The organism is Rhodanobacter sp. MP7CTX1, assembly GCF_014205795.1.
Classification (GTDB): domain Bacteria; phylum Pseudomonadota; class Gammaproteobacteria; order Xanthomonadales; family Rhodanobacteraceae; genus Rhodanobacter.
In genome coordinates this window covers 15,778-41,921 of record NZ_JACHCN010000011.1, presented here as the reverse complement: position 1 = coordinate 41,921, position 26,144 = coordinate 15,778, and the positions used below count along the sequence as shown (strand labels likewise).

Below are 26,144 nucleotides of genomic sequence, written 5' to 3'. Positions count from 1 at the left end.
CGCTGGTGCGCCGCAATCCCCGAAAGGCACCCAAAACAGGCAAAATAGCGGGTTGGCGACGTGCGCCGACGGCTCACCGCATGCAGCGGAAGCGTCCCCGCGCTCCCCTACCCGACGACGGATAACACCTTTGACGAACACCCACGCCACCCCACAGCCAACCGACGATGCGGACCTCGCACTGCAGAAACGTCTGCACGCCGCGCTCGACTTGCTTGAGTCGGTGGCATCCGACCGGCAGCTACTGGATCGGCTGCCTGCGCAGGACCGTGAGCGTCTGCACCAGGCGGTGGCGCAGGTGTATCACCCCGATCCTGTCGCCCGCCGGTTGAAATTGAAAGCCGCCGAAAAGGCGCGCAACGCGGCCCAGGTGCGAGCCGACGACGAGGTACTGCACCAGACCGGCATCCGCGCCTTGCGCCGCAAGCCGGTGTTCACCACGCCGAATGTGTTTGCGCCGCAGGGTTTCGAGCCGCACGACGCCGATCGCGGCACCGATGACGTGCAGCCGCGCGAGTCGATCGAGCCCCAGCATTGCTACGTGTGCAAGCAGAAGTACTCGGCGATCCATTTTTTCTACGACCAGCTTTGTCCCACCTGTGCCGCGTTCAACTACGCCAAGCGCACCGAGCTGGTGGACCTGCGCGGCCGCGTCGCGCTGCTGACGGGCGGTCGCGTGAAGATCGGCTATCAGGCAGGCCTGAAGCTGCTGCGCGCAGGTGCCGAACTGATCGTCACCACACGATTTCCGCGCGACTCGGCTGCGCGTTACGCCGAGGAAGCTGACTTCGGTGACTGGGGCCATCGGCTGCAGATCTACGGTCTGGACCTGCGCCACACACCCAGCGTGGAAGCTTTCTGCCAGGAGCTGATCGCCACCCGGCCGCGCCTTGACTTCATCATCAACAACGCTTGCCAGACGGTGCGCCGTCCGCCGGATTTCTACGCGCACATGATGGACGGCGAAACGGCGTCGCTGCACGATGTGCCGGAACACGTGCGCCAGCTGGTCGGCCACTATGAGGGGCTGCGCACCTCGCACATCCTGCCTGAAGCGGACGCCCCCGCGATGGCGCTCACGGGTCATAGCTCGAAAGTCCCCGGCCTGACCCGCGCCGCCGAACTGTCGCAGGTACCGCTGCTGCCCGAAGAATTGCTGGCGCAAAGCCACCTGTTCCCCGAAGGTCGGCTCGACCAGGATCTGCAGCAGGTCGACCTGCGCGGGCGCAACTCCTGGCGGCTGCTGATGGCCGAGGTATCGTCCGTCGAATTGCTGGAAGTGCAATTGGTGAATGCGATCGCGCCGTTCATCATCAACGCACGCCTCAAGCCGCTGATGCTGCGCACGCCCGATCGCGACAAGCACATCGTCAACGTGTCGGCGATGGAGGGGCAGTTCTATCGCAGCTTCAAGACCACCCGGCACCCGCATACGAACATGGCCAAGGCCGCGCTGAACATGATGACGCGCACGGCCGCGACGGACTATCACAACGACGGCATCCACATGAACAGTGTCGATACCGGTTGGGTGACCGACGAAGATCCCGCGGAGCTGGCTGCACGCAAAGTCATCGAAGAGCGCTTCCACCCACCGCTTGACATCATCGATGGCGCCGCCCGCATCGTCGATCCGATCATCAGCGGCATCAACAGTGGCGAGCACGTGTGGGGGCAATTCCTGAAAGACTATCGACCCACCGACTGGTGAGTGTCGGCGGTAGGCTCAGACGAACATTCGACTCCTGAGTAGGGAGCCGGCCGCCCAAGCCGGTATCTCGATGCGTTCCCTTTCGCCGCACTTTTGGCGCGATCGGATTTTTTGTCATGCGACATGGCGCCTACAGTCGTGTCCTGAAGTGGCCCTCCCGGGCCATCACCATGACAACGCACAAGGAGACTCCCATGTCCCAGATCTGGCTTATCACCGGTAGCTCGCGCGGCTTTGGCAAGGCCCTTTCAGAAGCGGTGCTTGCCGCCGGTCACTCACTGGTCGCGACAGCCCGCGACCCCGCCCAGCTCGCTTATCTGAAAGAGCAGTACGGCGACAAGGTAAGCACCGTGGCGCTGGATGTCACCGACGCATCGGCTGCGCAGGCCGCCGTTCAAACCGCGGTAGATACCTTCGGCCGGCTCGACGTACTGGTCAACAACGCCGGCTACGGCAATCTCGCGGCATTCGAGGAGATGGACGAAGCGGATTTTCGCGCGCAGATGGAGACCAATTTCTTCGGCGTGGTCAATGTCACGCGTGCTGCCTTGCCCGTCATGCGTGGCCAGCGCGCTGGCCGCATTCTCCAGTTCTCATCCATTGGTGGCCGCACGGGTGCACCCGGCCTTGCGGCTTACCAGTCCGCCAAGTGGGCCGTCGAGGGGTTTTCCGAGGTACTGACGAAGGAAGTTCGTCCGCTCGGTATCTACGTCACCCTGGTCGAACCGGGTGGCTTTCGCACTGACTGGGCAGGTTCTTCCATGAGCATCAAGGACCCGGGCGAGGACTACGCCAGCACGGTGGGCGCACTGGTTGATTACCGGCGCAGTCACAACGGCCAGCAGCCCGGCGACCCGGCGAAGGCCGCGCAGGCGCTGCTATCCATAGCCAGCGAAGCCCAGCCGCCGTTGCGCCTGCTGCTCGGTGCCGACGCGGTGTTCATGGCCGAGCAGCAACTGAAACTCATGGCCGCCGAGGACGCCAAGTGGCGTACGCTCAGCCTGTCGACGGACTTTGACAGCACACCGGAAACCCTCGAAGCCAATCGACGGAAACTGGAATCACTTCTGCTCAAACAGCCCTGACCAGCGTGCCTGCGATAAAGGCCACGGTATGAAAACCGACCACATCCCACTGAGTCGCAGCCTGTTCGACCGGATTGCCGCGCAGGGACTCGACGCACGGGCGATCTTGCAACAGGCCATGCTTCCGCCCGAACTGGTCACGCAAGCGCGTGCCACGCTCACCACGGCACAGTACTTTGCGTTGTGGCGGGCGATCGAGGCGGCGAGCGACGATCCGGCGCTCGGGCTGCGCATCGGTGCGGCAACGCTGTCGGAAATCAGCGACGTTGCGTCGATGGCCGCGCTGCATTCAGCCAATCTCGGCGACGCGTTGCAAAAGCTTGCCCGCTACAAACGGCTGACCTGCCCGGAGGACATCAGTGTCGAAAATGAAGGCGGCGTGGCGGCCATAAGCTTCCGCTGGATGCTCGCTGAGGGACATGCCCCGCCGTTGCTGATCGATGCCATCTTTGCATCCATGTTGGCCCTGGCGCAGCGCGGTGTCGGCGAGCGGGTCGTGCCGCGACGCGTGGAACTTACCCGTCGCACGCAGCATACCGGCATGTACTCGTACCACTTCGGTGGCGAAGTGCGGTTCAACGCCGGGCAGGATCGACTGGTGTTCGATCAGGGCGATCTGGCCCGGCCTTTTCTCAGCTACAGCGAAGACCGACTGGCCACGCTGATGCCGTCGCTTGAAAGCGCATTGCGCGAACAGAATGAGAGTCTCACCCTGCACGATCAGGTTCGTCACGTGCTGGCGCGCGGCATGCGCGGCGAACCCCAGCGAATGGCGGAAATCGCCAGTGTCCTGCAGCTCAGCCCACGCACGCTTCAGCGGCGGCTCAGTGAGATGGGGACCAGCTATCAGGACGTGCTGAACCAGGTGCGCCGCGACACCGCTCGGCACCTGCTCGACGCCACCGACCTGGACACCGGCGAGATCGCGTTCCTGCTCGGCTTCGAGGAACTCAACTCGTTCACCCGTGCGTTCCGACAGTGGGAAGGACAGACACCGCAACGATGGCGACGGCCTGTGGGCGACTGAAGGAAGGTCCATTGCCACAGCCTGTGTGCCTGTCACCGGTGACTCACCCAGAAATACACCATACTCAGCACCTCAAGGCGCCGCGTCTCGGGGTGAGTGTCTTCGCGGTAAATATCGCCCCCTGACGAGGAGTTCCGCCGCGGGGTGAAACCAGAAAAGCCGTGCGCTCAATCCCGATCGAGCCGCGCGAATCACTGACCAGCCGGAGCACGACCACGATGTCCACCATGCAAGCCATCGAGATCACCCAGCCCGGCGATCCGGATGTATTGAAGCTGACCTCTCGGACGATTCCAAAGCCGGGTGCTGACGAAGTGCTGATCAAGGTAGCGGCGGCCGGAGTCAATCGGCCGGATGTGTTTCAGCGCCAGGGCAACTATGCGCCGCCGCCGGGAGCCTCCGATCTGCCGGGGCTGGAGGTTGCCGGTGAACTGATCGATGGCGACCTGGGCGGCAACAACCCGTTCGGATTGCGCCGTGGCGACGCGGTGTGCGCGCTGCTGACGGGCGGCGGCTATGCCGAGTATGTCGTGGCGCCACTGGCGCAATGCCTGCCCGTCCCTGTCGGTTTTTCGATGATCGAGGCCGCTGCACTACCGGAGAATTACTTCACCGTATGGAGCAACGTATTCGATCGCGGCCAGCTGGGCCACGGCGAAGGCGGTGCCGACGAATCCCTCTTGGTGCAGGGCGGCTCCAGCGGTATCGGCGTCACCGCCATCCAGCTCGCACACACCTTGGGTCATCGCGTGTTCGCTACCGCCGGCAACGCGGAGAAGTGCGCCGCATGCGAGAAGCTCGGCGCCATTGCGATCAACTATCGCAACCAGGATTTCGTGGAAGAAGTGAAGCGCCACACCGATGGTCGTGGCGTGGATGTGATTCTCGACATGGTGGCTGGCGACTACGTGCCGCGTGAACTCAATGCGCTCGCCGAAGGTGGCCGGCTGGTTTTCATTGCCACACTCGGTGGCAACAAGGCCGGTATCGATGCGTCGTTGATCATGCGCCGCCGCCTTACCGTCACCGGCTCTACCCTGCGCGCGCGATCAGTCGCCTTCAAAGGGGCGATCGCCTATCAGCTGCACGCAAAGATCTGGCCCCTGCTGGAAAGCGGAAGGGTGCGTCCGGTCATTCATCAAGTGTTCCCCGCTGCCGAAGCGGCGAAGGCACACGCACTGATGGAGAGCAGCGCACATATCGGCAAGATCATGTTGCAGTGGTGAGCGAACGCCGCATGGCTCACTTGAGCCTCAGCTGAAATGACGGGTTTCGCGAAGCTGCTGTAGGATTCCACAGTTGCATTGCCGCCCCTGGCGATCGACCGGTCATCGTGGGAGTTCCTGTGTTGAAACGCTTCGTCTGCACTCTCCTGTCAGCTGGCCTCTCGCTGTTTGCCGCCAACGGCACAGCGCAAATTCAAATCAACCCGCTGCCTGAGTCCAAGCCCATTGTTCCGATCACGATCGGCAGCCACGAGCTGAGCGCCGCGGATGCGGGGGCCTGGCTGGATGGTCTGTTCCCCTATGCACTGCGCAAGAACAATCTCGCGGGTGCCGTCGTCGTCGTCGTGAAGGACGGTCAGATTCTCGTATCCAAGGGTTACGGTTACGCCGATGTGGCGGCGAAAAAGTCCGTTAATCCAGCCAGCACGTTGTTTCGCCCCGGCTCGATCTCCAAGACCTTCTTGTGGACGGCGGTCATGCAGCTGGTCGAGCAGGGCAAGCTCAATCTGGATGGGGATATCAACCAGTATCTCGATTTCGCGATACCGCCGCGCGACGGCAAGCCGATCACGTTGCGTGACCTGATGACGCACACGGCCGGCTTCGAGGAAACAGCAAAGAACCTGTTCTCTGGCGATGTGGCCTTGCCGATGAGCAATGAGACCTGGCTGAAGGAATGGGTGCCCGCACGCGTCTTTCCGGCAGGCGAAGTCTCGGCCTACTCCAACTACGGCGCCGCACTGGCCGGCTATATCGTGCAGCGCGTGTCGGGCCAGCCATTCGATGAATACATCGAGCAGCACATTTTTCAGCCGCTGGGAATGCAGCACGCGACGTTCCGTCAGCCGTTGCCGACCACCCTCAAAGCGGATATGGCCCAGAGCTACGCGTCGGCCACTACACCGCCCAAACCCTTCGAACTGGTCATACCCGATGTAGCCGGTGGTATGTCGGTAAGTGGCGAAGACATGGCGCGCTTCATGATCGCGCAGCTGCAGAACGGCCACTACGACAATGTGCAGATTCTGCGGCCGGAGACGGCCAAGCAGATGCATGAGTTCACGCACTATGCGATACCCGGGCTGCTGCCGATAGCGCTCGGCTTCTACCACATGGATCGCAACGGCCAGACGATCATCGGTCACGCTGGCGACACCGAGCTGTTCCACAGCAACATGATGCTGTTCCTGCAGCAAAACGTCGGCGTCTTCGTGTCTGTTGACGGAGACAAGGACGGCGGCCTGCGCAGACAGCTGCTCGACGGCTTCACCGATCGCTATTTCCCGGCCCTGCCGCAACTGCCCCAACCGACCCTGGCCACGGCGCGCGAGCACGGTGCGCTACTGGTTGGCCGTTACGTGTCCAGCCGTGCCTCGTTCGACAACTTTTTATCCCTCGGGAACCTGGTGCAAGCGCAGGTCCGGATGGCAGCGGATGGCACCTTGATCACGCCGTCCTTCAAGGATCTTGCCGGAGAGCCGAGGCACTGGCGCGAGGTGAAGCCGTTTATCTGGCTGGATGACGTCAGCGGCAGCCACCTGGGCGCTCTGATGCAAAACGGCAAGCCGCGCTGGATATCCGTCGATGAAGCCTCACCGGTCGCCGTTTGGATACCGGTAACCGGCTGGAACTCGGCCGCTTGGAACTTGCCACTGCTATTCGCCTCGCTGCTCGTTTTCCTGCTGACGGCGCTACTGTGGCCGATCGCCAGCGTGGTACGTCGTCGCTGCGGGAAGCCCTTTGCGCTCCAGAACCCTGCGCGGCGCTGGTATCGATGGAGCCGTGTTGCCGCGATAGTGAGCCTTCTATTCGCTGCTGGCTGGTGGTTCGTCGTTATGCGATTTGACGATAGCGCCGCAAATGCCAACGACCGCTTCGACGTCACACTGCGGCTGATCCAACTGGTTGGCGTACTGGCGGTCATCGGCACGTTTGCGGCGGTCATGAACGCCTTCCATGCCTGGCACGAGCGCGGTGGCTGGTGGCGTAAATTGAATAGCGCGGCCCTGGTGCTCGCCTGTTTCGCCATGATCTGGTTTGCCTTCAGCCTGCATCTGTTGAATCTGCACCTGAACTATTGATCTGCCGGAGGATGAGGGTGCCAAGTGCTTTTCCTGTCTATCGGATTATCCGATGTCTTGGCACAAACCTTCGAATCATGCCGATTGGGCAACAATCCGTTTCCTTGAGGCCCGTTTAAGTACGTACCGCCCCCCACTACATTGTTGAGTCAGGCGCCGATGATGGCGCGATGCGCGTACCGGAGAACCCTCATGATTGAACGCCGATCTTTTGACAGCCTGGGTGGAGCCGACCACGGCTGGCTCAACGCCAAACATCATTTCTCGTTTGCCAGTTACAACGACGCCAGGCGCATGGGCTGGGGCGCGCTGCGTGTGTGGAACGACGACACGATTGCGTCGCAAACCGGCTTTCCGCCGCATGCACATGCAAACATGGAGATCATTACCTATGTTCGCGAGGGTGCGATCACCCACCGTGACAGCCTTGGCAACGAAGGGCGCACCGCGGCTGGCGACGTGCAGGTGATGAGTGCCGGCAGCGGTATCACCCACAGCGAATTCAACCTCGAACCAGGTACCACGCGCATCTTCCAGATCTGGATCATTCCGGACGAACAGGGCAAGCCACCGTCATGGGGTGAAAGGTCGTTCCCGGTGGGCGATCGCTCCGGCCGCTTCGTGGCGCTGGCCAGCGGTTTCAAGGAAGACGCCGACGCCCTCCCCTTGCGCACCAATGCCCGCGTACTCGGCGCCACCCTGAAGGCCGGCGAGACAACCGAGTACACACTGACTGACGGCCGCTATGGCTACCTGGTGCCGGCCAAGGGCAGCATCGAAATCAACGGCGTCAAGCTCGATGCGCGCGATGGCGCCGCCATCCGCAATGAATCCGTACTGCGGGTGAAGGCGCTGGAGGATGCGGAACTGGTGCTCGTCGATACGGCGGAGTGACTCAAGTGGGCGCTTGAGTGGGCACTTGGTATCCTCACTAGATCGAATCCGCGCTGGATGAGTCAGCGCGGATTTGCATCACGAACGGGAGCACCGCGAGACAGCATGTCTACCAGCCACGGCATCCACACCATCGACACCGGTTTCGTGCGACCGCAATTCGACGCGGCGTACCTGATTGTTGAGAACGGGCGCGGCGCGTTCATCGATTGCGGTACCAACCATTCGGTGCCGCGCATGCTGGCCGCACTGGAACCGGCAGGACTCACCCCGGCGGATGTTGACTGGCTGATCCTCACCCACGTGCATCTGGATCATGCCGGCGGTGCGGGCGAGCTGATTTCAAACCTGCCGAACGCGACCTTGGTGGTGCATCCGCGCGGCGCACGCCACATGATCGACCCATCGCAATTGTGGGCCGGCGCCAGCGCGGTGTACGGCGAAGCGGTGATGGAGCAGACGTATGGAAGGCTGCGGCCGATTCCATCCGAGCGCGTCATCGAGGCAACGGATGGACACGTGGTGGATCTGGGCGGCCGTCCGTTGCGCTGCATCGACACGCCGGGTCACGCGAAGCATCACCTCACGGTATATGACGCTCGCGCGAACGCGTGTTTTACCGGCGATGTATTTGGCCTGTCCTATCGCGAATTCGACACGGCGAAGGGCCCCTTTATCCTGCCAACCACGTCACCGGTGCAGTTCGATCCCGAAGCGCTGCATGCTTCGATCAACCGGCTGCTGGCACTGCAGCCGGCGGGCATGTACCTCACCCACTTCAACCGCGTTGAAGATGTTCAAAAGCTGGGCGCCGACCTGCACGTGCAGATCGATGCGATGGTCGCGCTGGCGCATTCGGTACACGGCAAGCCGGACCGGCATGTCGCGCTGACGGACGCGCTTACTGAGCTTTACGCCAGCCGCGCCGAAGCTCATGGCTGGATGCAAGGCCGCGACGCGCTGCACCAGTTGCTCGCCATGGATATCGAGTTGAATGCCCAGGGCCTGGAAGTGTGGCTGGATCGGGAACGCGGCTAGCCAGCCTGACCGAGCGGCTTGCTGTAGAGATGCTGGGTCTTGCGCCTGACATAACCCAGGCTCTCGTAAAACGGATGTGACTCGGCGCGCGCCACATTGGAACGCACGAGGATAGAGTCGAAACCCTGCGCCAACGTCCAGCGTTCGGCGTCAGCCACGAGGGCTTGCCCGATGCCGCCGCGTCTGGCGATGGGACTCACTACCAGGCCGACAATCTCGATCCGTTCACCAGATTCCAGCGTCAGCCGACGCTCGACGGCAATCCAGCCAAGCAGTCCGTCGTCACCTTGCGCCACCACCACATGATGATGCGACTGTGGCAGCAGCGTCGTGAGGCGCGCGGCAATGTCCTGTGTCGTCGAGGGATAGCCGAGCTCATCGGCTAGCCTTGCGATTTGCGCGGCATCGTCCTGCCGTGCGGGACGCAGGAGCAGCGATTCGCCCATCTCAGGCCAACCGGGTGCCGTTCGGTACCGGCCGTTCGATGGCAGTGATCACCACGCCGTCGTCGGTGTGGAAACCCGTGAGCAGGAACTGCGAGCGGAACGGGCCAATCTGCTTTTCAGGGAAGTTGATCACGCCGACGATCTGGCGCCCGACCAGATCCTCGGCCTTGTACAGCGCAGCGATCTGGGCGCTGGTCTTCTTCTCGCCGTAGGGTCCGAAATCCGCCCACACTTTCCATGCGGGTTTGCGCGCTTCAGGGAACGGCTCCACCCTCGTCACGGTGCCGGCAACGAGCAGTACCTTCTCGAATTCAGCCCAACTTATTTCCGCTGTGTGCTGCAAATGTTGTTCGCTCATCCTTCCAGCCTCGTCTTGAACCAGTCGTTGCTTTGATGCCACCAGTAGCTGGCCTGCGCCCCAAGAAAGCCCAGGGGTCGGTGGGTGCTGTCCAGACCGTAGTTGGAAAACTGCTTCCAGCCCTCGTCACCCTTGGCGATGGCGGCGGCCAGCAATTCGCCAGCCGCACATGTCGGTGCCACGCCGTGGCCACCAAACGCCTGCGCCCACCAAAGCCCATCGCCATTGCTTCCGACCTGAGGCATCTGATGGCGCGCGTAGCTCATCAATCCGGACCACGCGTAGTCGATCTTCACACCTTTCAGCTGTGGAAACACCCGCAACAAGTCATGTCCCAGCAGCCGTTGTACCGCATGTGGAGAGCGATTGCGGACGGAAATGCGGCCACCCCATAGCAATCGCGTGTCCGGCAGCGGGCGGTAATAGTCGAATGCGAAGCGGCTGTCATAGACCGCGGCGCGCGACTGCAGGCACTCATCAAGACGATCACCCAGCGGCTCGGTCGCCATTACATAGGTGGCGATGGGCAGGATCGCGCGGTCGATCTTCTTTTGCAGGCCGGCCAGATAGCCGCCGCAGGCCAGTACCACCTGATCCGCCAGCAATTCACCTTGGGATGTGCTCAGACGCCAGCGCGTACCTTCGCGGCGCATCCGCCAGACATCGCTGTCTTCATGTATGCGCACACCCTGCCCGGCTGCAGCCGCGGCGAGGCCGATCGCGTAGTTGAGGGGATGCAGATGCAGCGCGTTCCGTTCATACAGACCGTCGTAGTAGCGCTCGCTGCGCACGCGTTCGCGTAGTTCTTGCTGTGGCAGCCAATCCCAGTGTGTATCGAAATGATCGGCGAGCAACTGCTGGCGCTTGCGTAGTACGCCCGGATCGCGAAACCAGTTAGCCCAGATCACGCCCTGGTCGACCATATCGCAGTCGATCGCGTATTTCTTCACGCGTTCGCGGATGCGCTCAACCGCCGCCGTGGTGAGATTGAACAGCGCACGCGCACGCTGTTCCCCAAGCTGATCAAGCAGCGCCTGCTCACCCAGCGAATAACCGCCGAAGACGAAACCGCCGTTGCGGCCCGAGGCTCCGAAGCCGACCTGCTCGCGCTCAAGCAGGACCACATCGCGCACGCCGCGTTCGGCCAGGCCCAGCGCCGTGTTGAGGCCAGCATAGCCACCACCGACGATGGCGATGCGTGTCTCGTGCTGGCCTTGCAATGGTGCGTACGGTACGTACGGCGTAGCGGTGGCGCGATAGTAGGAAGGAGTCGAAGGCTGCTTCATGCTCGGGCGTCTGCTCGTGGGGCTCAGGGGCGACGGCCGAGCATAGCGCGGCTCATTCGATCAGGTTCATTCAACCAGACTTACCCCCAGCGGTCGCTGGTCGCTGCGCCCGTGGTCGTCCACCACGCGCACGCTGTACCGGGCCGCGCCGGGTGGCTGCCAGAACAACGACTCGCCCGGTGTGCTGCTGCCGATATAGGCATCGTCGACGAACCAGTACAAGGCGTGCGTATCGGCATCGGTAGTCGCGGTGAACGCAATGCGTTCCATCCCCTGCTGCTTGAGGCGCAGCGCGTACGTGCTTCCGCGTAGCGGCGAGGTAATCTGCGGCGGATCGCCGTCCGCCTGACCGGCGCCGGTACAGGACGGATTTTGCGGCGGCTTGCGCCGGGGAATGCCGGCCTGCGCAAAGACCTGCTGCAAATCGGACGGCCAGAATTCGTAGACGTCTACATGGGTCTGCTTGCCGGCATAGGGCGGACACGCGGGTTGGCCGGTCGCATCGTCGATCACTACCGGCCGATGCACGTTACTGACCTTGATCGGCGACTTGCCCGGGATGAACCAGGTCCAACCCTTCTGAGGGCACCACCGGTTCGGCAATTCCCCACTTGCCAGGCAGATCTCCACGCGCTTGAGGTTGGCAGGCATGTGCCGAACAGGTTCCTGCAAGTGCGGATGTTCCGCATGCAAGGCATCGACTATCTGGAAGAACAGCGGAGCCGCTGCTTCTGCGCCGACAAAGGCAGGATTGCCGGTACTGTCGAAATTGCCGACCCACACCACCAGAACGTACGGACCGAAGCTGCCGGCCGTCCATGCATCACGGAACGCCCACGACGTGCCGGTCTTCCAGTACACCGGCCATGGCGTCGGCTGCGCGCCGGTGGTCTCGTCCGGGCGCGGATTCTGTCGCAGCATGTCCATCACCATGAAGCTCGCTTCGTCACTGAGCAGGCGAGTGCCGGGCGTCGGTGGATCGTCCGCGCGCAGCCGTAGTGGCTTTAGTACGCCACGATTGGCAAGCATCGCGTACAGGCCAGCCAGTTCCTGCATGGTGACTTCCCCACCACCGAGCACCAGCGCAAGACCGTAGTGCTGCTCGCTCGCCATATGGCTGATGCCGGCTTGACGCAAGAGGTCGTAAAGGTTGGGATGCTGAAGTTGCGAGGCAACCCACACCGCAGGAATGTTGCGGCTGCGTATCAACGCTTGGGCGGCGGTGATCGGGCCGAGAAAATGGCCGTCGAAATTCTCAGGCGTGTAAGGGCCGAACGCGGTCGGCACATCGCGCAACACCGTCTGCGGATGCAGCACGCCTTGATCGAAGCCCAGTGCATAGATGAACGGCTTCAGCGTAGAACCTGGCGAACGTTTCGCGAGCGTGCCGTTGACCTGCCCCTGGATCGATGAATCGGCGTAGTTCACCGAGCCGATCATCGCCTTCACGCCCATGTCGCGTGTGTCGACCAGAATCGCGGCCGTATTGCGGATGCCACGCGACGCATTGCGCTGCACGTAACGCGTCATCTGCTGCTCAAGCGTGTGCTGCAAATCAAGATCGATGGTGGTGATCAGCTTTGCCGAGTCTTCGTCCGCCGTAACGTGCTGCGTGGCGAGGGCCTGCTCCACGGCATGCGGCGCTTCAAATGGCAGCTTTGCGAGCGGACGCAGATTCAGTGGCAATGCAAACAATGGTGTCTGCGACACATCGAGCGGATGGTTGTGCAGCCAAAGCGCATACAGCCGGTTGCGTGCCAGCGCCAGCGACGGATTGATCATCGCGTCGTCGGTCCCGTGCGTGGCATGCAGGCGCCGCGCCGGATCTTGCGGGACAACGGCAAGCGTCAGCGCCTCCGGCAGAGTGAGTTGATCCGGCGGCTTGTCGAAATAGGCCAGACTCGCGGCACCCACACCTTCCACATTGCGGCCGTACGGCGCATCGTTGAGGTAAGCCTCGAGAATGTCCTGCTTGGAATAAAACAGCTCGAGTTGGATTGCGCGCGCCACTTGCCGTAGTTTGCCGCCGGGCGTGCGCGTGTTGAGCTGCCACAACAGGCGCGCCAGTTGCATCGTGATGGTCGAGCCGCCTTGCGGATGGCCGTGCCGCGCATACGTAACCCATGCGCCACGCAGCAAACCGTACGGATTGAAGCCCGCATGCGAGTAGTACCAGCGATCCTCATGCAGCAAGACGCCCTCGACCAGTTGCGGCGAGATGTCCTTCAGCGGCACCCACAATCGATAGCGATCGTCACTGGCGAGCGTCAGCCGCAGCAAGCGACCGTGATCGTCGTACACCGCCGTGGACGATGGCAGCCAGCCGCGCAATGGCGGATGTGGCCATAGTCGACAGCCGATCATCACGGCGGCGATCAGCGTGAGAGCGACGAGCCAGTTCTGCCAGCGATGGAGCCAGCGGCTTAGCGTACCGAACAGGTCGGGCTTTATGGCAAGCACCCGCCCCTCACCCCAGCCCTCTCCCCGATGGGGAGAGGGGGTAGATTCCCGCCTTCATGACGGGAAGAGTGAGATCGGTGCGGCGGGTCACGGCTTTTGCGTCACGGTCAGAGTGGAACCGCCGGGCGAGCGGGCCTGGATGGCGCGGTCGTACATCGATTCGCCGTAGGCCGGTGGCACGATGAACTTGCCGGCATTGGTCGCCTTGATGCGGTAGACGAACTCACGCACGTCGGGCGTCGCCGTACCGTAGATCACCACGCGATCCTCGCGGATATCCGCGTATTCAGGCTCCCACGTCGAGCTGGAGAGGCCGATCGGCGAACGCCATGCCTGCGGCTTGACCTCGCTGTCGCCCCCTTGATCGCTACCCTGATCGCCTGCGCCTGGCGAGCTGTCGCCCTGTTGGCCGGTTACCGCTGGCGGTGGCTGGATCACGGGCTCGAACCCGCCCGGCAGCAAATCGACAATCGACACGTTGCCGACGCCGCTGTCACCGGTCGCGCGAATCTTCACATGTACATCGATCTCGTCACCCACGTTGATTTGCGTAAGCGCTTTGCCCTGTGCATCGGTGTAGTCGCGCACGATCTCGATGCCATCCTTGATCGCCTTGTCCGCTGCCGTGCTGTCGTAACCACCCTGGCTCGCGACATACCACGTCGCTACGTCGCCATGGTTGATGAAACGCAGCTTGCTCGCTGCCGCATCCCAACTACCGGCCTGCAACAAGTTCGCCTGCAGCGCCGCGATCGACTTCGCGCTGCCATCGGCGTGCACCTCCTGGATATCAAGCTTGTCCAGATCGCCTGCGGTCTGTTTGGAGTAGCTGTCCAGCGCAAGTATCGTCATCGACGCCGACAGCGTGTTGTACCTGTCTTGACCGAGTGGCCACGCGATGTTTTCCATCACACGCGGCGACAGAGCCTTCGCCCGCTCCGGGAAATGTTTCGTCAGTAGGTACAGCACGCTTGCGTCACGAGTCAGCGGATCGTAGTAGTAGCCATAGATGAAATACTTGTCCCCCAGCTTGCGCTCCAATTGCTGTTGCGGGCCGGCGATCAACTTGTCAGCTTCGTCGTCCTGCTTGAGCATCTTGTACGAGGCGGCCAGCCAGGCGGCGGCCAGATCCTTCTTCCACTCTTTCGGATCGACTTCATCCAGCCGCTTCTGCACGGCGGCCAGATCGTTCGTCGTGACATTGCCCTGACGCGTCAGCAAGTACACCGCGTACGCGCGCTGACGCAGATCGTCGAGCGTGTTCATGCTGTCGTCGGCAGCCATTTTCTTCAGGTACTTGTTGCCACCATCGAGCATGTCCTGCGGCACGCTCGTGCCGCGATCGCGTGCTTCCAGCAGGAAGTTCATCGCATAGGCCGACACGAACGGCTCGGATTCCGGCGTCGCTGACCACAGGCCGAAGCCGCCTTCGCTGTTCTGACGTGAATGCAACGTATCGAGGAACTTGGCGAGAGCTTCGTCATTGCTGATTGGCTTCTCGCTGAAGGTCGGCTGCAAGGCATGCGCGAATACCGGCACGACCGGCCACTTCGCAACCACCAGCAACGGCATTGCCGAGCTGATGATCTGCTCGCTGCAGTAATTCTGGTAGTTCACCAGATAGCTCGTAATGCCCTGGGCGAGCACCAGCGGCAAGCTGGATGTCGCTGCGTCGCGCGACGCATGCGCGTCATACATCGAACGCAGATGTGCAAGCTCCGCCTGACCACCCGCATCAACGCGCCCCCCATCGACCTGGGTGCGGTAGGCCGCCGCCGGGCGCACTGACAGATCGACGCTTTGCTTCGCCGACTTGCCGCCATAGCCAGCCGTAAAGCTCAGGTTACCCGAACCCAGCTTGTCGGTGGCCTTGACCCGGAACGACAGCACGCCCTCGCGCATCTCGCCGAGATTCAGACTCTTGCTAGCGGGCCCAAGCACCTGCAATTGCGGGCCGACATTCAACGCAACCGCGACCGGCACAGTCTTGCCAGCCAGGTCAGTGAGATTGTTCGCGACACCGACGCTGATTTCCGCTTCGTCACCGGGCGCCAGGGTAAGTGGCACATTCGGCGACAGCACGAAGTCGGCTCGCACGGTCGTCGAGCCTTCAAAGGTGCCGATCTGATCTGGCGAAACGGCAACCGCCATCACCCGCAGCTTGCCGTTGAAATAATCCGGCACGGCATAGCTGAAGTCCTTGTCACCATCGACATCCACGATGCCCGACCAGAACGCGACTGGCTTGTCACGCTTGCGCTTGAACGGATTGAGCTGGCGAGCCATTGCCGCATCGGCATCGCCACCCGGCGCGGCCATCGCCATCATCTTCTCGAACTCCGGCAGGATCAGGTCGAGGATCTGCGAAGTGTTGACGTCCAGCATTTTCTTGCGGAAGAAGAACTTCAGCGGATCGCCAAGCTTGTAGCGCGCTACCTGCAAGATGCCCTCGTCCACCGCGAACAGCACTACCTTGGTCGGCCGCGCGGCATGCAGCTTGAACGTGACGGTATTGCCCGGCTTTACCAGTGCGGGGGAGTCCACTGTGATCACATCGCGCCGTGCATCGAGATTCACCGAGAACGGCACCACGCCGTAACTCAATGGGCTCATGAACACTTCGTCCGACGACGGATCGCGGACGTACTGCACGTTGATGTAGCCGTTGCCCTCGAAGTCTTTCGGCACGGTGATATGTTGCACCGAACTGGTGGTATCCGCGTGGAACCATGCATGCGCGTAGACCTTGTCACGCTCGATCGTGATCAGACCACTGCCGGCATACGGCGCGCGTATCGCGATTTCCACGGATTCGCCCTGAGCGTAATCCTGCTTGCTCAGGTTCAGCTGCAACTCCGCATTGCGATCGAGCGAGCGCGTGACGTTCGCATCGCCGGCGACCGCGTATTCCACCCGGTTGATCTCGATGTTGTCCGCCGCCCGACGAATCACCAGCGCGTAATTGCCCGGCTTGTCGGTGGGCAGCGTGTAATCCATGCCGGCAGCGGGGATCGTCAGCGGCTGTTCGCTTATCGGAATTTCCTTGAGCTTGGAGTCGTATTTGTAGACGCCCGAATCCTGCTTGGTCAGCACCGACACATAGCGCCGTTCGATCAACTGCGCTTTCAGGTCCTTCAGCTCAAAGGCTTTCGCCTGCGGGTTGATCGCGACCAGGTGCACCGCGCGCGGGCTGCTGCGCGTGATGTAGTCGAGACTGTCAACCGACTTGTAGCCGACCAGCCAGTCATTGCTGGATACCAGTGTCTGCGCGGCAGCCGCTACGCTGCGCCCGCTATCCGCTTCAAACGCCTTGCCGAGGAAGTACAGCTGATACGTCGCATCCGCGTATTTCTTCAGATCAAGGTCGAATTCGGCATGACCCTTGTCGTCGGTCTTGCCATCTTGCAGCGACTCCTCATAGCCTTCCTTCGCACGACGCACGTCGTAGAAGTGGTAGTCGGGCCAGCTATGGAACGCCGGCCATGCCGGACGCAAGGTCAGCGATGCTTCGACACGACGATTGGCGGCTGGCGTGCCGAACAGATTCTGCGCATCGACCACACCCTTCAGCTGATCGGGCTTCACCCAGCCTTCTATCACCTGTTGCGACAGCGTGGCGGTGACCTTCATTCGGTCGGGAAGGAATTCCTTTACCTGCACCGTCGTGCTGCCGATCTGCGTGTCGGCCTTGTCGTCCTTCACGATATACAGGTTCACTGTCCAGGTGCCGGTCGGCGCGGTCTCGGCGGGCGTGTAGTCCAGCTCGCCGAAACCGGAAGCGTCCATCTTCATGTCCTTCCACGTCACGCTGACGCCACGTGGATCGACAATCTCGGCCTTCAACGGAATACCGGCGACATTGCGCGACCAACTCGCCGCACGAACGATCAAACCGATATGGAACAGATCGCCCGGCCGGTAAATGCCGCGATCGGAAAACAAATAAGCGGAAAGCTGGCCCTGGTTCAAAGCGTTTGGCTCGCCGCCAATATCGAAGCGAGAGTAGTCGAGCTGGCGATCACTGCCACCGATCGGCAGGAACGACAGGTCGTCGGCCTTCTTCACCACATACAACTCCGGCGTCTTCTCGTGATCCAGTCCCTTGAACGTCGGGAAGTGCACCATGCCGTCGGCTGCCGTGGCCTGCGTGTAGAGCGTCTGGCCGTTCATCGAAAGCACGGAAACAGTCGCGCCCTCCACGGGCTGGCCGGTGTGGATCGACTGCACGAATACGTCCTGGCTGCCGTCCAGTGCACGCTTCACCAGCATGCCCAGGTCGGTGACCACGATCATTCGCGTGTCGGTCGCGCTGACGTCTTGCGTATCGCCGTTGTCGTTGTCATTCGAGCTGTCGCTGGATGACGAATCGCCGCTGCCGTCAGCGGAGCTCGCCGCGTTCGAGCTGTCAGCATTGGCATCGTCCGTGCTGCCGTCAGCCGCATGCGCGATGCCCTGCTGCGCGCGGGCCTTCACCTTCGCTGCGGCAACTTCTTTCTTGTGCTCCCCTACAGGGTCGTAACTGGACAGGTGCAGCAAGAACACGCCGCGCTTGCCGTCTTTCAGATACTGGCCGAGATCGACGCCCTCGTAATGGGGCTTGCCCGGATCGATTGGGGGGAATGCGCGCTTTTGCTCGAAGCGCTCGACGATGTGATCTTCACTGAATGCGTAGCCGAGGTCCGGCTTGATATAGGTTCCCTGATTGAAACTCACCAGGTGCTGCAGCTGATCTGGCAAGACGCGGCCAATCTCCAGCTTCATGCCAGGCAGGTTGCGTCCTACGACGGAAATCCGCTTGCTGCCGCTCAGCGACAGCAGCGAACCATTCGCCATGAAGCGCAGCAGTTTCGGGTAGTCAGGCACACCGAATGTCTGCGTGGATGACTTGCCGAGGATGTAGCCACCGAACGATTTCAGGCCGTTGCCGATGCGCACGTAGACACGCTGGCCGGGTTCGGCGTGATATTTGAAACTCTGCAGCGCGGCATAGTCGTCTTCAGTCGGAACCAGCTCCAGCTTCAAAGGCTGCGACTGGCGCAGCACGGCCTCGCTGACCTCTCTGACGCCCCAACTGTAGGGCGCATCGTCGTCCGCCTGATTCTCGCCAGGCTTGCGCTTGGGCAGGACCCAGGCCTTCGTCAGCGCAGCCAATTCGCTGCCGCGCACGGTACCGCTGAAATTGGCGACCAGCACCTGCTCGGGTTCGTATTTATCGTTGTCCACGAGAGTCGGGCTGAGTTCGTCCGCTCTGAGGCTGTACAGACCCGGGACGCGCACACTCGCCTTCAGCGGCTTGTCGGTGCCGTCACCGCCGCGCGAACTGCGCACACCACTGTCGATCGTCAGCGCTACCGCGCCGTCGTCATGCGGCAGATCCAACGGCTGCGAATGCACCCACGCCTGCAACTTGTTCTTGTCGTAGGCCACGCTGAATTTCAGCGCCGGTCCACTTTTGCCATCCTTGGCCATCAACGCGAGCGCGATGCGTTTCTCAAACTGCGCCGGATCGACCGCATAACTGAAGGTGATCGGGAAGATGACTTTCTTCGCCGTCGCATCCTGCGGGTCCTGATAGAACTCGCCGGCGCCAAGTTTCGCTGTAAATGAAATGGTATCGAAATTGAAGTGATCGTCAGCCATAAGCACGTGGCTGGCAAACGCCTTGGCAACGTCGAAGCTCACCTTGTAGTGCTCGCCTACCGGCCAGTCTGCAGCGGGGACGAAGCGCAGGGTGCGGTCGTCCGTCCAGCTCCACTGCCCCTTGGACTCAGGCGACATTGTGATTCCGACGGTGACCGGCTTTCCGACCAGCTCGATGGGCGCTGCCGAACCGGAAAAGCTCAGCTCCAGCGGATGGATGACGATAGGCTGCACCGTGTAATCCGTCAGCTCCGGCGCCTTGACCTCCCAACTGATGCGCTCCGGCTCCGGCGGCCGCGGCCGATGCTGGTACCACTGCCAGCCAAACCAGCTGCCCCCGGCAAGCAAGACAAGCGCAAGCAATGCACCTGCGGAATGCAGCGGTCTACGCTTTACCAGCAGCACCCAGCCTGGCGCCGACCAAGACATGTTGCCAACCAACGGGCGTAGCACCACGCCGATCATGTGCAACAGGGCGCGCAGCAAGCGCACCGGCAACAAGAGAAGAAACCGCAGCAAATCCATCGTGCTTTCCCTGGTTTTCGCCCGCTAACCCCATTTGCGTCATCGCAAATGCCGAGTTATCTGCCATTGGCCAAGCATCACGAGCAGGCGCGATGCTTGGATAAACGAGTTTTCCCCTTGCGTATCCTGCACGGGAGACATGGCAGAACACGGCTTCAATTCTGGCACGATTCAGACACGGTCCGGCGGCGCGTCAGTCAGACCCGCTACCTGATGATGCCTCGTCTCAGCTGATTGACGCCCTGCCTCCATCAGGGAGAAAAGGTGCCCCTTTGATCGTGGCAACGCCATACGAATTGTCTGAAATGCTGATCTGGCTAGCGCCGGTCTCCAGCTATCGTTCGCCTGATGTGAGGCTGCCGTAGCGGTTCAACAGAACAACCTGCTGATTCAATCGACGCTCCCGTCTGATCGGTGCCGTAAAACCTTGGCCGCGCGCCACGATCCTTCAACCTTGCGCAGAATTGCTCTGCGCAAGGGCAACTCAAGCCTTGGCTGATCCCGACGCTGATCAGCGCTACCTCAAAGCTGGCTGAGGAACTCACGCACGGTTGGCGCAAGCTTCGGATCCTGCATCGCCATGTGCATCGTGGCTCGCACCAGGCCCGCCTTGTTGCCGCAATCGAAGCGCGTGCCCTCGAAGCGATAAGCCAGTACCTTGCCCTGCTCCTTCAGCAGCGCATCGATCGCATCGGTGAGCTGGATCTCACCACCGGCACCCGGCGTGGTCTGCTCCAGCAGATGGAAGATGCGTGCGGGCAGGACATAGCGGCCGACCACGGCCAGGTTCGACGGTGCGTCGGCGGGTTTGGGTTTCTCCACCATGTGGCGGATCTGCGCGCTGCGCTCATCAATCGGCGTGGCATCGACGATGCCGTATTTGTCGGTTTCGTTGTGCGGTACTTCTTCCACCGCGATCACACCGGCTTGCTGCGCCTCGGCGAGTTCGGCCATCTGTCGCAGCGCGCCCTTGCCAGTACCGTTCCAGATCAGGTCGTCAGGCAGCACCACACCAAAGGGTTCGTCGCCGACCACGGGTTTCGCGCACAGCACGGCATGGCCAAGGCCAAGTGCTTCGGGTTGGGTCACGAAGATTGCCCGCACATGCCGCGGCAAGGTGCCCTGCACCAGCGCGAGCAACTCGTCCTTGCCCTTTTCCTGCAGCTTCGCCTCAAGCTCGTAAGCCTTGTCGAAGTAGTCGGCGATGGCGTGCTTATAGCGATTGGTGACAAAGATAAGCGTGTCGGCACCGGCGTCCACCGCCTCGTCGACGGCGTACTGGATCAACGGCTTGTCGAGTACCGGCAGCATCTCCTTGGCTACCACCTTGGTCGCCGGGAGAAAGCGCGTGCCAAGGCCGGCAACCGGAAACACCACTTTGCGTAGAGGTTTGCTCACTCACTTTTCTCCGGATTCGTGCGGCGGATCGACACCACGTTGTCCGGTTGCGCCACTTCGCTCCAACGGAACGAAGGCAGCAATCCGGATACGCAGCGTCGAAGTTCTTCTTCATTGAAAACGATCACCGCCTCGGCAGCCTTGCTCAACAGTGCCTGCAGCAGTTCCCACGATACTTCGCGATGTTGCGCGAGAAAGATCTTGGCATGTCCCGTGGCACTGTAATTTTCCAGCGGGTGGAACAATTCCTCGAACAATTTTTCGCCGGCGCGCAGTCCGGTATAGACGATCGGAATTTCGCTGCCGGGTTTCTTGCCGGCCAGACGGATCATCTGCTCGGCCAGATCGCGGATCTTCACCGGCTCGCCCATGTCGAGCGCAAAAATCTCGCCGCCCTTGCCGATGCTCGCCGCCTGCAGGATCAGCTGGCAGGCCTCGGGAATCGTCATGAAGTAGCGCGATATCTCCGGATGGGTCACCGTGACCGGACCACCATCATTGATCTGCCGCCGGAACAACGGCACCACCGAGCCCGCCGAATCCAGGACGTTGCCGAAACGCACCGTCATGAAACGGGTGTTGGCATGCGCGTTGAGATTCTGGCAATAGATTTCGGCAACGCGCTTGCACGCGCCCATGACACTCGTCGGATTGACCGCCTTGTCGGTGGAGATCAATACAAAGCATTCGACCCCGGCTTCGCGCGCCGTGTCAGCCACCGTGCGTGTGCCCAGCACGTTGTTGCGAAACGCCGAGCGCAGTTGCCCCTGCAGCATGGGTACGTGTTTGTAGGCGGCCGCATGGAACAACACTTGCGGCTTGGCCTCGGCAAACGCCTTCTGCATGGCTACCAGGTCGCCACAGTCCGCCAGGATGCCTTCAAGAATCAGCTCAGGGAAATCCGCGCGCAGTTCCTGGGTGATGCGATACAGGTTGTATTCGCTCTGCTCGACCACGGTGAGTGACTGCGCCCCCAGTCGGGCGATCTGCCGGCACAATTCCGAGCCGATCGATCCGCCGCCGCCGGTCACCAGCACCCGACGCGCCGTAAGGGTTTCCCGGATCGCGGTCCAGTCCAGCTCCACCGAATCGCGACCGAGCAAATCCTCGATGGCGACTTCCTTGATCTCGTTGAACTGCGCACGGCCGGCGACCACGTCTTCCAGCCGCGGCACGGTGCGATACGGCAGACCTGTCGCGTCGCATAGCGCCACCACCCGGCGCATCTCGGTGGTCGATGCCGCAGGCAGTGCAATCAGCAGCATTTCCACGGCTGCCTCACGCGCGACCTCGGTCAGCTGATCGAAACGCCCAAGCACGGGATGACCATTGATGCTGGCGCCGCGCAGACTCGGCTTGTCATCGACAAAGCCGACCACAAGGTAACGACTGTCATGACGAAGGTCGCGCGACAGAACTTCACCGGCGCGATCCGCACCCACGATCATGACCCGCTTGGCGGTGCTGTTCTGCAGCAGGTCGCCGCGGCTGTCTTTCCAGAATCTATAGGCTAACCGTGGCCCTCCGAGCAGCACCGCCAACAAGATCGGATACAGCAGCAGTACCGAGCGCGGCACACCGTCGAGCCGGTTGTACAGAAACAGCGAGAGGTAGATGGCCACGGTTCCCAGCACCACGGCGCGCAGGATATTCCACAGATCCGGCAGGCTGGCAAAGCGCCACACGCTTTTGTACAACCCCGTCCAGCGAAAAATCAGGCCTTGCACCAGCAGCACGATCGGAAATTCAAGCAAGTGATAGCTGACGATGTCGTCCGGTCTGAAGGTGTAGCGCAGCAGCTTGGCGATCCACCACGCAAGCGCAGCCATCGTCAGGTCGTGAGCCACGACGGCGATACGCGGGTGAATGATGCCGACAAATTTACGCAGCGACATGGCGGCCTCCGGGCAGATTGCGTCGCAGACAACGACGTTTCAGCGCCAGCCATGCGGCCGCCGCGATCAGATATACAACGATGGTAATCGGCAACGCGATCTGCAGATGACTGTAGGCCAACCAGGTCAACGGTGCCGCGATCAACAGATTCCACGCCAGATAAGCCACATCCGCCTGGGCGTGCGTTCGATCAGAACGTACCAGCCACTGGTACAGGTGTTCGCGATGCGCCGTGTGCCAACGGCGGCCACGCAGCATGCGCGTCAACAAGGTCAGGCTGGCATCCACCACGAACGCCGACGACAGGATCAAGGCCGGCCACAGCAAGGCAGGCTCCACCCGCCACAGCATCGCGGTGAACGCGAAGATCAACAGACCGATACTGCCGCTACCGACATCGCCCATGAAGATCTGCGCCGCCGGGCGGTTGAAGAACCAGAAACCCAGACTGGCCGCGGCCAACGAACCCGTAGCAACCGCCAGCGCAGGCTGCGCCGCCACCCACGCCATCCATGCCAGACCGCTGGCCACGAAGATCGCCTGCTGCGCCAGCAGGCCATCGATGCCATCCATGAAATTGTGCAAGTTGATGCTCCAGGTACCTGCGCCCAACAATAATGGCAACCACCACCAGGACAAGCCCGTCGCCATCAACGTGAACGAGAACCAGAGCACCGCGAGCAGCTGGGCTCCCAGTCGCGGCAACACCGGCAGGGGTCGGTGGTCGTCCCACCAGCCAGCCAGTGCCACCAGCAGCAGCGCACCCAAAAGGCTTGCGATCACGCTGACCGGCCATGCCGCGGGCAAGCTCCACAACGCACCGGGCAGGCAAATCAGCATCGCCACCACGATGCCGATACCGCCGCCGCGCGGAGTCGGCGTGCTATGCGAACGACGTTGCCCCGGCTGATCGAGCATGCCACGCCGATGGGCATAGGCGATCGCGCCGCGCACCAGCAACAGGGTGATCAGCAAGGCAGCCAACAACCATCCCATGGTCATGAACATCCTCATGTCACTCGCTGGCAACGCCGTGGATCGGACGAATCGTGCTCCAGCTCTTGCAGCTTGGGCATTGCCAGTGATGCGCTTTGGCACCGAACCCACACCGGCTGCAACGGTACATCGCCTGCCCCTCCAGCAGTTTCTTGGTGAGATCGCGCAGGATCAGGAAGTTCTCGCGCGCCTCACCTTCGATCTTGTCCATGGTCGCGTCGATCAGTGCCATCAGGCCGCGCACCGACGGCCGCATGCGCAGCTGCGACGTCAGGAAGTCGATCGCCGCCCGTTCGCCGTCACGCTGCTGGTAGAGATGGGTCAGTGCCAGTACCGGTGAAATGCCGCTATAGCGGCCCAGCATATCGCGCAGAAAGACCTCGGCACGCTCCATCTGCTGCGAGCGGGCATAGCTGTTGAGCAGCGGCGGCAGGATCTCCGGAACGAACGCGATGTCGGCATCGACCGCCGCTTCGTAAGCCGTCACTGCTTCGGCATGATGGTCATCCTCCGATTGCAGGCGACCGGTCAGCATGAAGGCGCGAACACAATCTGCCTGGCATTCGAAGGCCTGGCGCAAATAGTCGCGTGCCTCGGCGCGGGCGCCGTGCTGGCGCGATCGATCGGCCAGCTCGCAGTAGAACTGGGCAATCATCGGCCGCTCGTCCTCGCCGGTCATTACCTCCAGCCGGCGCGCATGCTCGATTGCCTTGTGCCAGTCGCGCTCGTGCTGGTAAATAGCAATCAGATGACGCAACGCCGATGGAGCATGTGCGTCCATTGCCACCAGATCGGAGAACAGAGCCTCGGCGCGATCGAGCAGACCGGCACGCATATAGTCCTCGCCCAGCTCGAGCAAGGCCACGGTCTTCATCGCGTCGGACAGGCCCGGTCGCGACACCAGATGCTGGTGCAGCCGGATCGCCCGATCCACCTCGCCGCGACGGCGAAAAAGATTGCCTAGCGCAAGGTGGGTTTCCACCGTGTCGCGGTTGTATTCGGCCAGCTTGAGGAAGACCTCGATCGCCTTGTCCTGCTCTTCGTTAAGCAGGTAGTTCAAGCCGCGAAAATAGTCCGATGAAAGCTCGCTGACCTCTGCCCCGGAGCGGCGCGCCCCCACCCTGCGGGAGGCCCACCAGCCCAGCACAAAAGCAGCTGGAACCAGCACAACCAGCTCATACGCAGGATTCATGAATTGACCGGCAGGTTCTTGTCTGCACTGCGCAGTTGCCGGCGCCGCAAGCGACGCTGCTGCGTCGTCACCCCAAGCCATGCAGTGAGGCCGCCAAGCAGCCAGCCGATCACCAACGCGCCCAGCAGCGCGGCGCCTTTAGGCAGTCGCATCTGCACGAACGCGAGGTCATAGCTGACCAGGTCGGCATTGAGCGCGCCCAGCACAACGCCAGCGGCAATGAAGATCACAAGGATGAATATCACGAGCAGTCGCATCCTGAGACTTTACCCGATTGGTTGTTACAGGCACAGATAGTGCAAGCGAAAGATGCGGCAATAGTTCAGACGATCGTCCGAATCAGGCTGGATTCTGCGCAACACGAAGGCAGAATCGACTTACGTCGCCGGTCGCTTAAAGAAGACGAAGGCAAACCTGGCCTGCGCCGCTGCTGCGCAAAAAGAAGGCAGGATCGGCTTACGCCGCCTGCTGCGCGCAAAAAGAAGGCAGGATCGGCTTACGCCGCCTGCCTTCGTTCATCTGGCTTGCCGTCTTACTGGCTTGCCTGTTCCAGGTTTAGATTGACGCGTTCGCGCAACTCCTTGCCTGGTTTGAAATGCGGAACGTGCTTGCCCGGCAATGCTACGGCGTCGCCGGTCTTGGGATTGCGACCCATGCGCGGCGGCCGGTGATGCAATGCAAAGCTGCCGAAACCGCGCACCTCGATACGCTCACCATGAGCCAGTGCATAGCTCATTTGTTCGATCACGCTCTTGACGGCCATTTCGACGTCAGCGAACGCAAGGTGGGTCTGGCGCCTGGCCAGCGCCTCGATCAATTCGGATTTAGTCATGGGGCCCCAATGTCCGTGACATGAAACAACGGGGCGGCGATGTGCCGCTGCCC

The 26,144-nt window shown here is 61.8% G+C and carries 18 protein-coding genes; 7 read left to right on the top strand and 11 right to left on the bottom strand.

Going from position 1 to position 26,144, the window contains the following annotated elements; translation table 11 throughout:
* Positions 1-130: 130 nt before the first annotated feature.
* The 7 genes from HDE77_RS13865 (at position 131) to HDE77_RS13835 (ending at position 9,062) form a co-directional block, all read left to right on the top strand.
* Entirely contained in the window at positions 131-1,711 is a 1,581-nt protein-coding gene (locus HDE77_RS13865; RefSeq protein WP_184418120.1) for an SDR family oxidoreductase, read from the top strand.
* Positions 1,712-1,905: 194 nt separating this feature from the next.
* A complete protein-coding gene (locus HDE77_RS13860) occupies positions 1,906-2,796 on the top strand; it encodes an oxidoreductase (protein WP_184418117.1) in 891 nt (296 codons plus the stop codon).
* A gap of 28 nt (positions 2,797-2,824) precedes the next feature.
* Positions 2,825-3,823, top strand: a complete 999-nt coding sequence (locus HDE77_RS13855; RefSeq protein ID WP_184418114.1) for an AraC family transcriptional regulator — start codon at positions 2,825-2,827, stop codon at positions 3,821-3,823.
* A gap of 227 nt (positions 3,824-4,050) precedes the next feature.
* On the top strand, positions 4,051-5,049 hold the full coding sequence (locus HDE77_RS13850) for an NAD(P)H-quinone oxidoreductase (RefSeq protein ID WP_184418255.1): 999 nt from the start codon (positions 4,051-4,053) through the stop codon (positions 5,047-5,049).
* A gap of 122 nt (positions 5,050-5,171) precedes the next feature.
* Positions 5,172-7,130, top strand: coding sequence for a serine hydrolase domain-containing protein (locus HDE77_RS13845; protein ID WP_184418112.1), 1,959 nt, complete (start codon positions 5,172-5,174; stop codon positions 7,128-7,130).
* Between the two features lie 192 nt (positions 7,131-7,322).
* Positions 7,323-8,024, top strand: a complete 702-nt coding sequence (locus tag HDE77_RS13840) for a pirin family protein (RefSeq protein WP_184418110.1) — start codon at positions 7,323-7,325, stop codon at positions 8,022-8,024.
* A 105-nt stretch (positions 8,025-8,129) separates the two neighbouring features.
* On the top strand, positions 8,130-9,062 hold the full coding sequence (locus HDE77_RS13835; protein WP_184418108.1) for an MBL fold metallo-hydrolase: 933 nt from the start codon (positions 8,130-8,132) through the stop codon (positions 9,060-9,062).
* Here HDE77_RS13835 and HDE77_RS13830 read toward each other — a convergent pair.
* The 11 genes from HDE77_RS13830 to HDE77_RS13780 all read right to left on the bottom strand — a co-directional run bounded on the left by HDE77_RS13830 (position 9,059) and on the right by HDE77_RS13780 (position 26,091).
* Entirely contained in the window at positions 9,059-9,508 is a 450-nt protein-coding gene (locus HDE77_RS13830; protein ID WP_184418106.1) for a GNAT family N-acetyltransferase, read from the bottom strand. The genes HDE77_RS13835 and HDE77_RS13830 overlap by 4 nt on opposite strands.
* Before the next feature lies 1 nt (position 9,509).
* The gene (locus HDE77_RS13825; protein ID WP_184418104.1) at positions 9,510-9,866 is read right to left on the bottom strand and encodes a tRNA-binding protein; all 357 of its coding nucleotides are present in this window, start codon (positions 9,864-9,866) and stop codon (positions 9,510-9,512) included.
* Complete coding sequence (locus HDE77_RS13820) at positions 9,863-11,152, bottom strand: FAD-binding oxidoreductase (RefSeq protein WP_184418102.1); 1,290 nt, start codon at positions 11,150-11,152, stop codon at positions 9,863-9,865. The genes HDE77_RS13825 and HDE77_RS13820 overlap by 4 nt, the downstream gene beginning before the upstream one ends.
* A 66-nt stretch (positions 11,153-11,218) precedes the next feature.
* The gene (gene pbpC, locus HDE77_RS13815; RefSeq protein WP_343206114.1) at positions 11,219-13,612 is read right to left on the bottom strand and encodes a penicillin-binding protein 1C; all 2,394 of its coding nucleotides are present in this window, start codon (positions 13,610-13,612) and stop codon (positions 11,219-11,221) included.
* An 87-nt stretch (positions 13,613-13,699) separates the two neighbouring features.
* A complete protein-coding gene (locus HDE77_RS13810; RefSeq protein ID WP_184418100.1) occupies positions 13,700-19,777 on the bottom strand; it encodes an alpha-2-macroglobulin in 6,078 nt (2,025 codons plus the stop codon).
* Between the two features lie 522 nt (positions 19,778-20,299).
* Complete coding sequence (gene galU / locus HDE77_RS13805; RefSeq protein ID WP_184418097.1) at positions 20,300-21,175, bottom strand: UTP--glucose-1-phosphate uridylyltransferase GalU; 876 nt, start codon at positions 21,173-21,175, stop codon at positions 20,300-20,302.
* On the bottom strand, positions 21,172-23,070 hold the full coding sequence (locus HDE77_RS13800; RefSeq protein WP_184418095.1) for a nucleoside-diphosphate sugar epimerase/dehydratase: 1,899 nt from the start codon (positions 23,068-23,070) through the stop codon (positions 21,172-21,174). Before HDE77_RS13800 ends, galU begins: the two co-directional genes overlap by 4 nt.
* Positions 23,057-24,079 (bottom strand): glycosyltransferase family 4 protein, encoded by a 1,023-nt coding sequence (locus tag HDE77_RS13795; protein WP_184418252.1) that lies wholly within the window; start codon positions 24,077-24,079, stop codon positions 23,057-23,059. The genes HDE77_RS13800 and HDE77_RS13795 overlap by 14 nt, the downstream gene beginning before the upstream one ends.
* Before the next feature lie 7 nt (positions 24,080-24,086).
* Complete coding sequence (gene lapB, locus HDE77_RS13790; RefSeq protein WP_184418093.1) at positions 24,087-25,259, bottom strand: lipopolysaccharide assembly protein LapB; 1,173 nt, start codon at positions 25,257-25,259, stop codon at positions 24,087-24,089.
* A complete protein-coding gene (locus HDE77_RS13785; RefSeq protein WP_184418091.1) occupies positions 25,256-25,516 on the bottom strand; it encodes a lipopolysaccharide assembly protein LapA domain-containing protein in 261 nt (86 codons plus the stop codon). The genes lapB and HDE77_RS13785 overlap by 4 nt, the downstream gene beginning before the upstream one ends.
* Before the next feature lie 275 nt (positions 25,517-25,791).
* Positions 25,792-26,091, bottom strand: a complete 300-nt coding sequence (locus HDE77_RS13780; protein WP_184418089.1) for an integration host factor subunit beta — start codon at positions 26,089-26,091, stop codon at positions 25,792-25,794.
* Positions 26,092-26,144 lie beyond the last annotated feature (53 nt).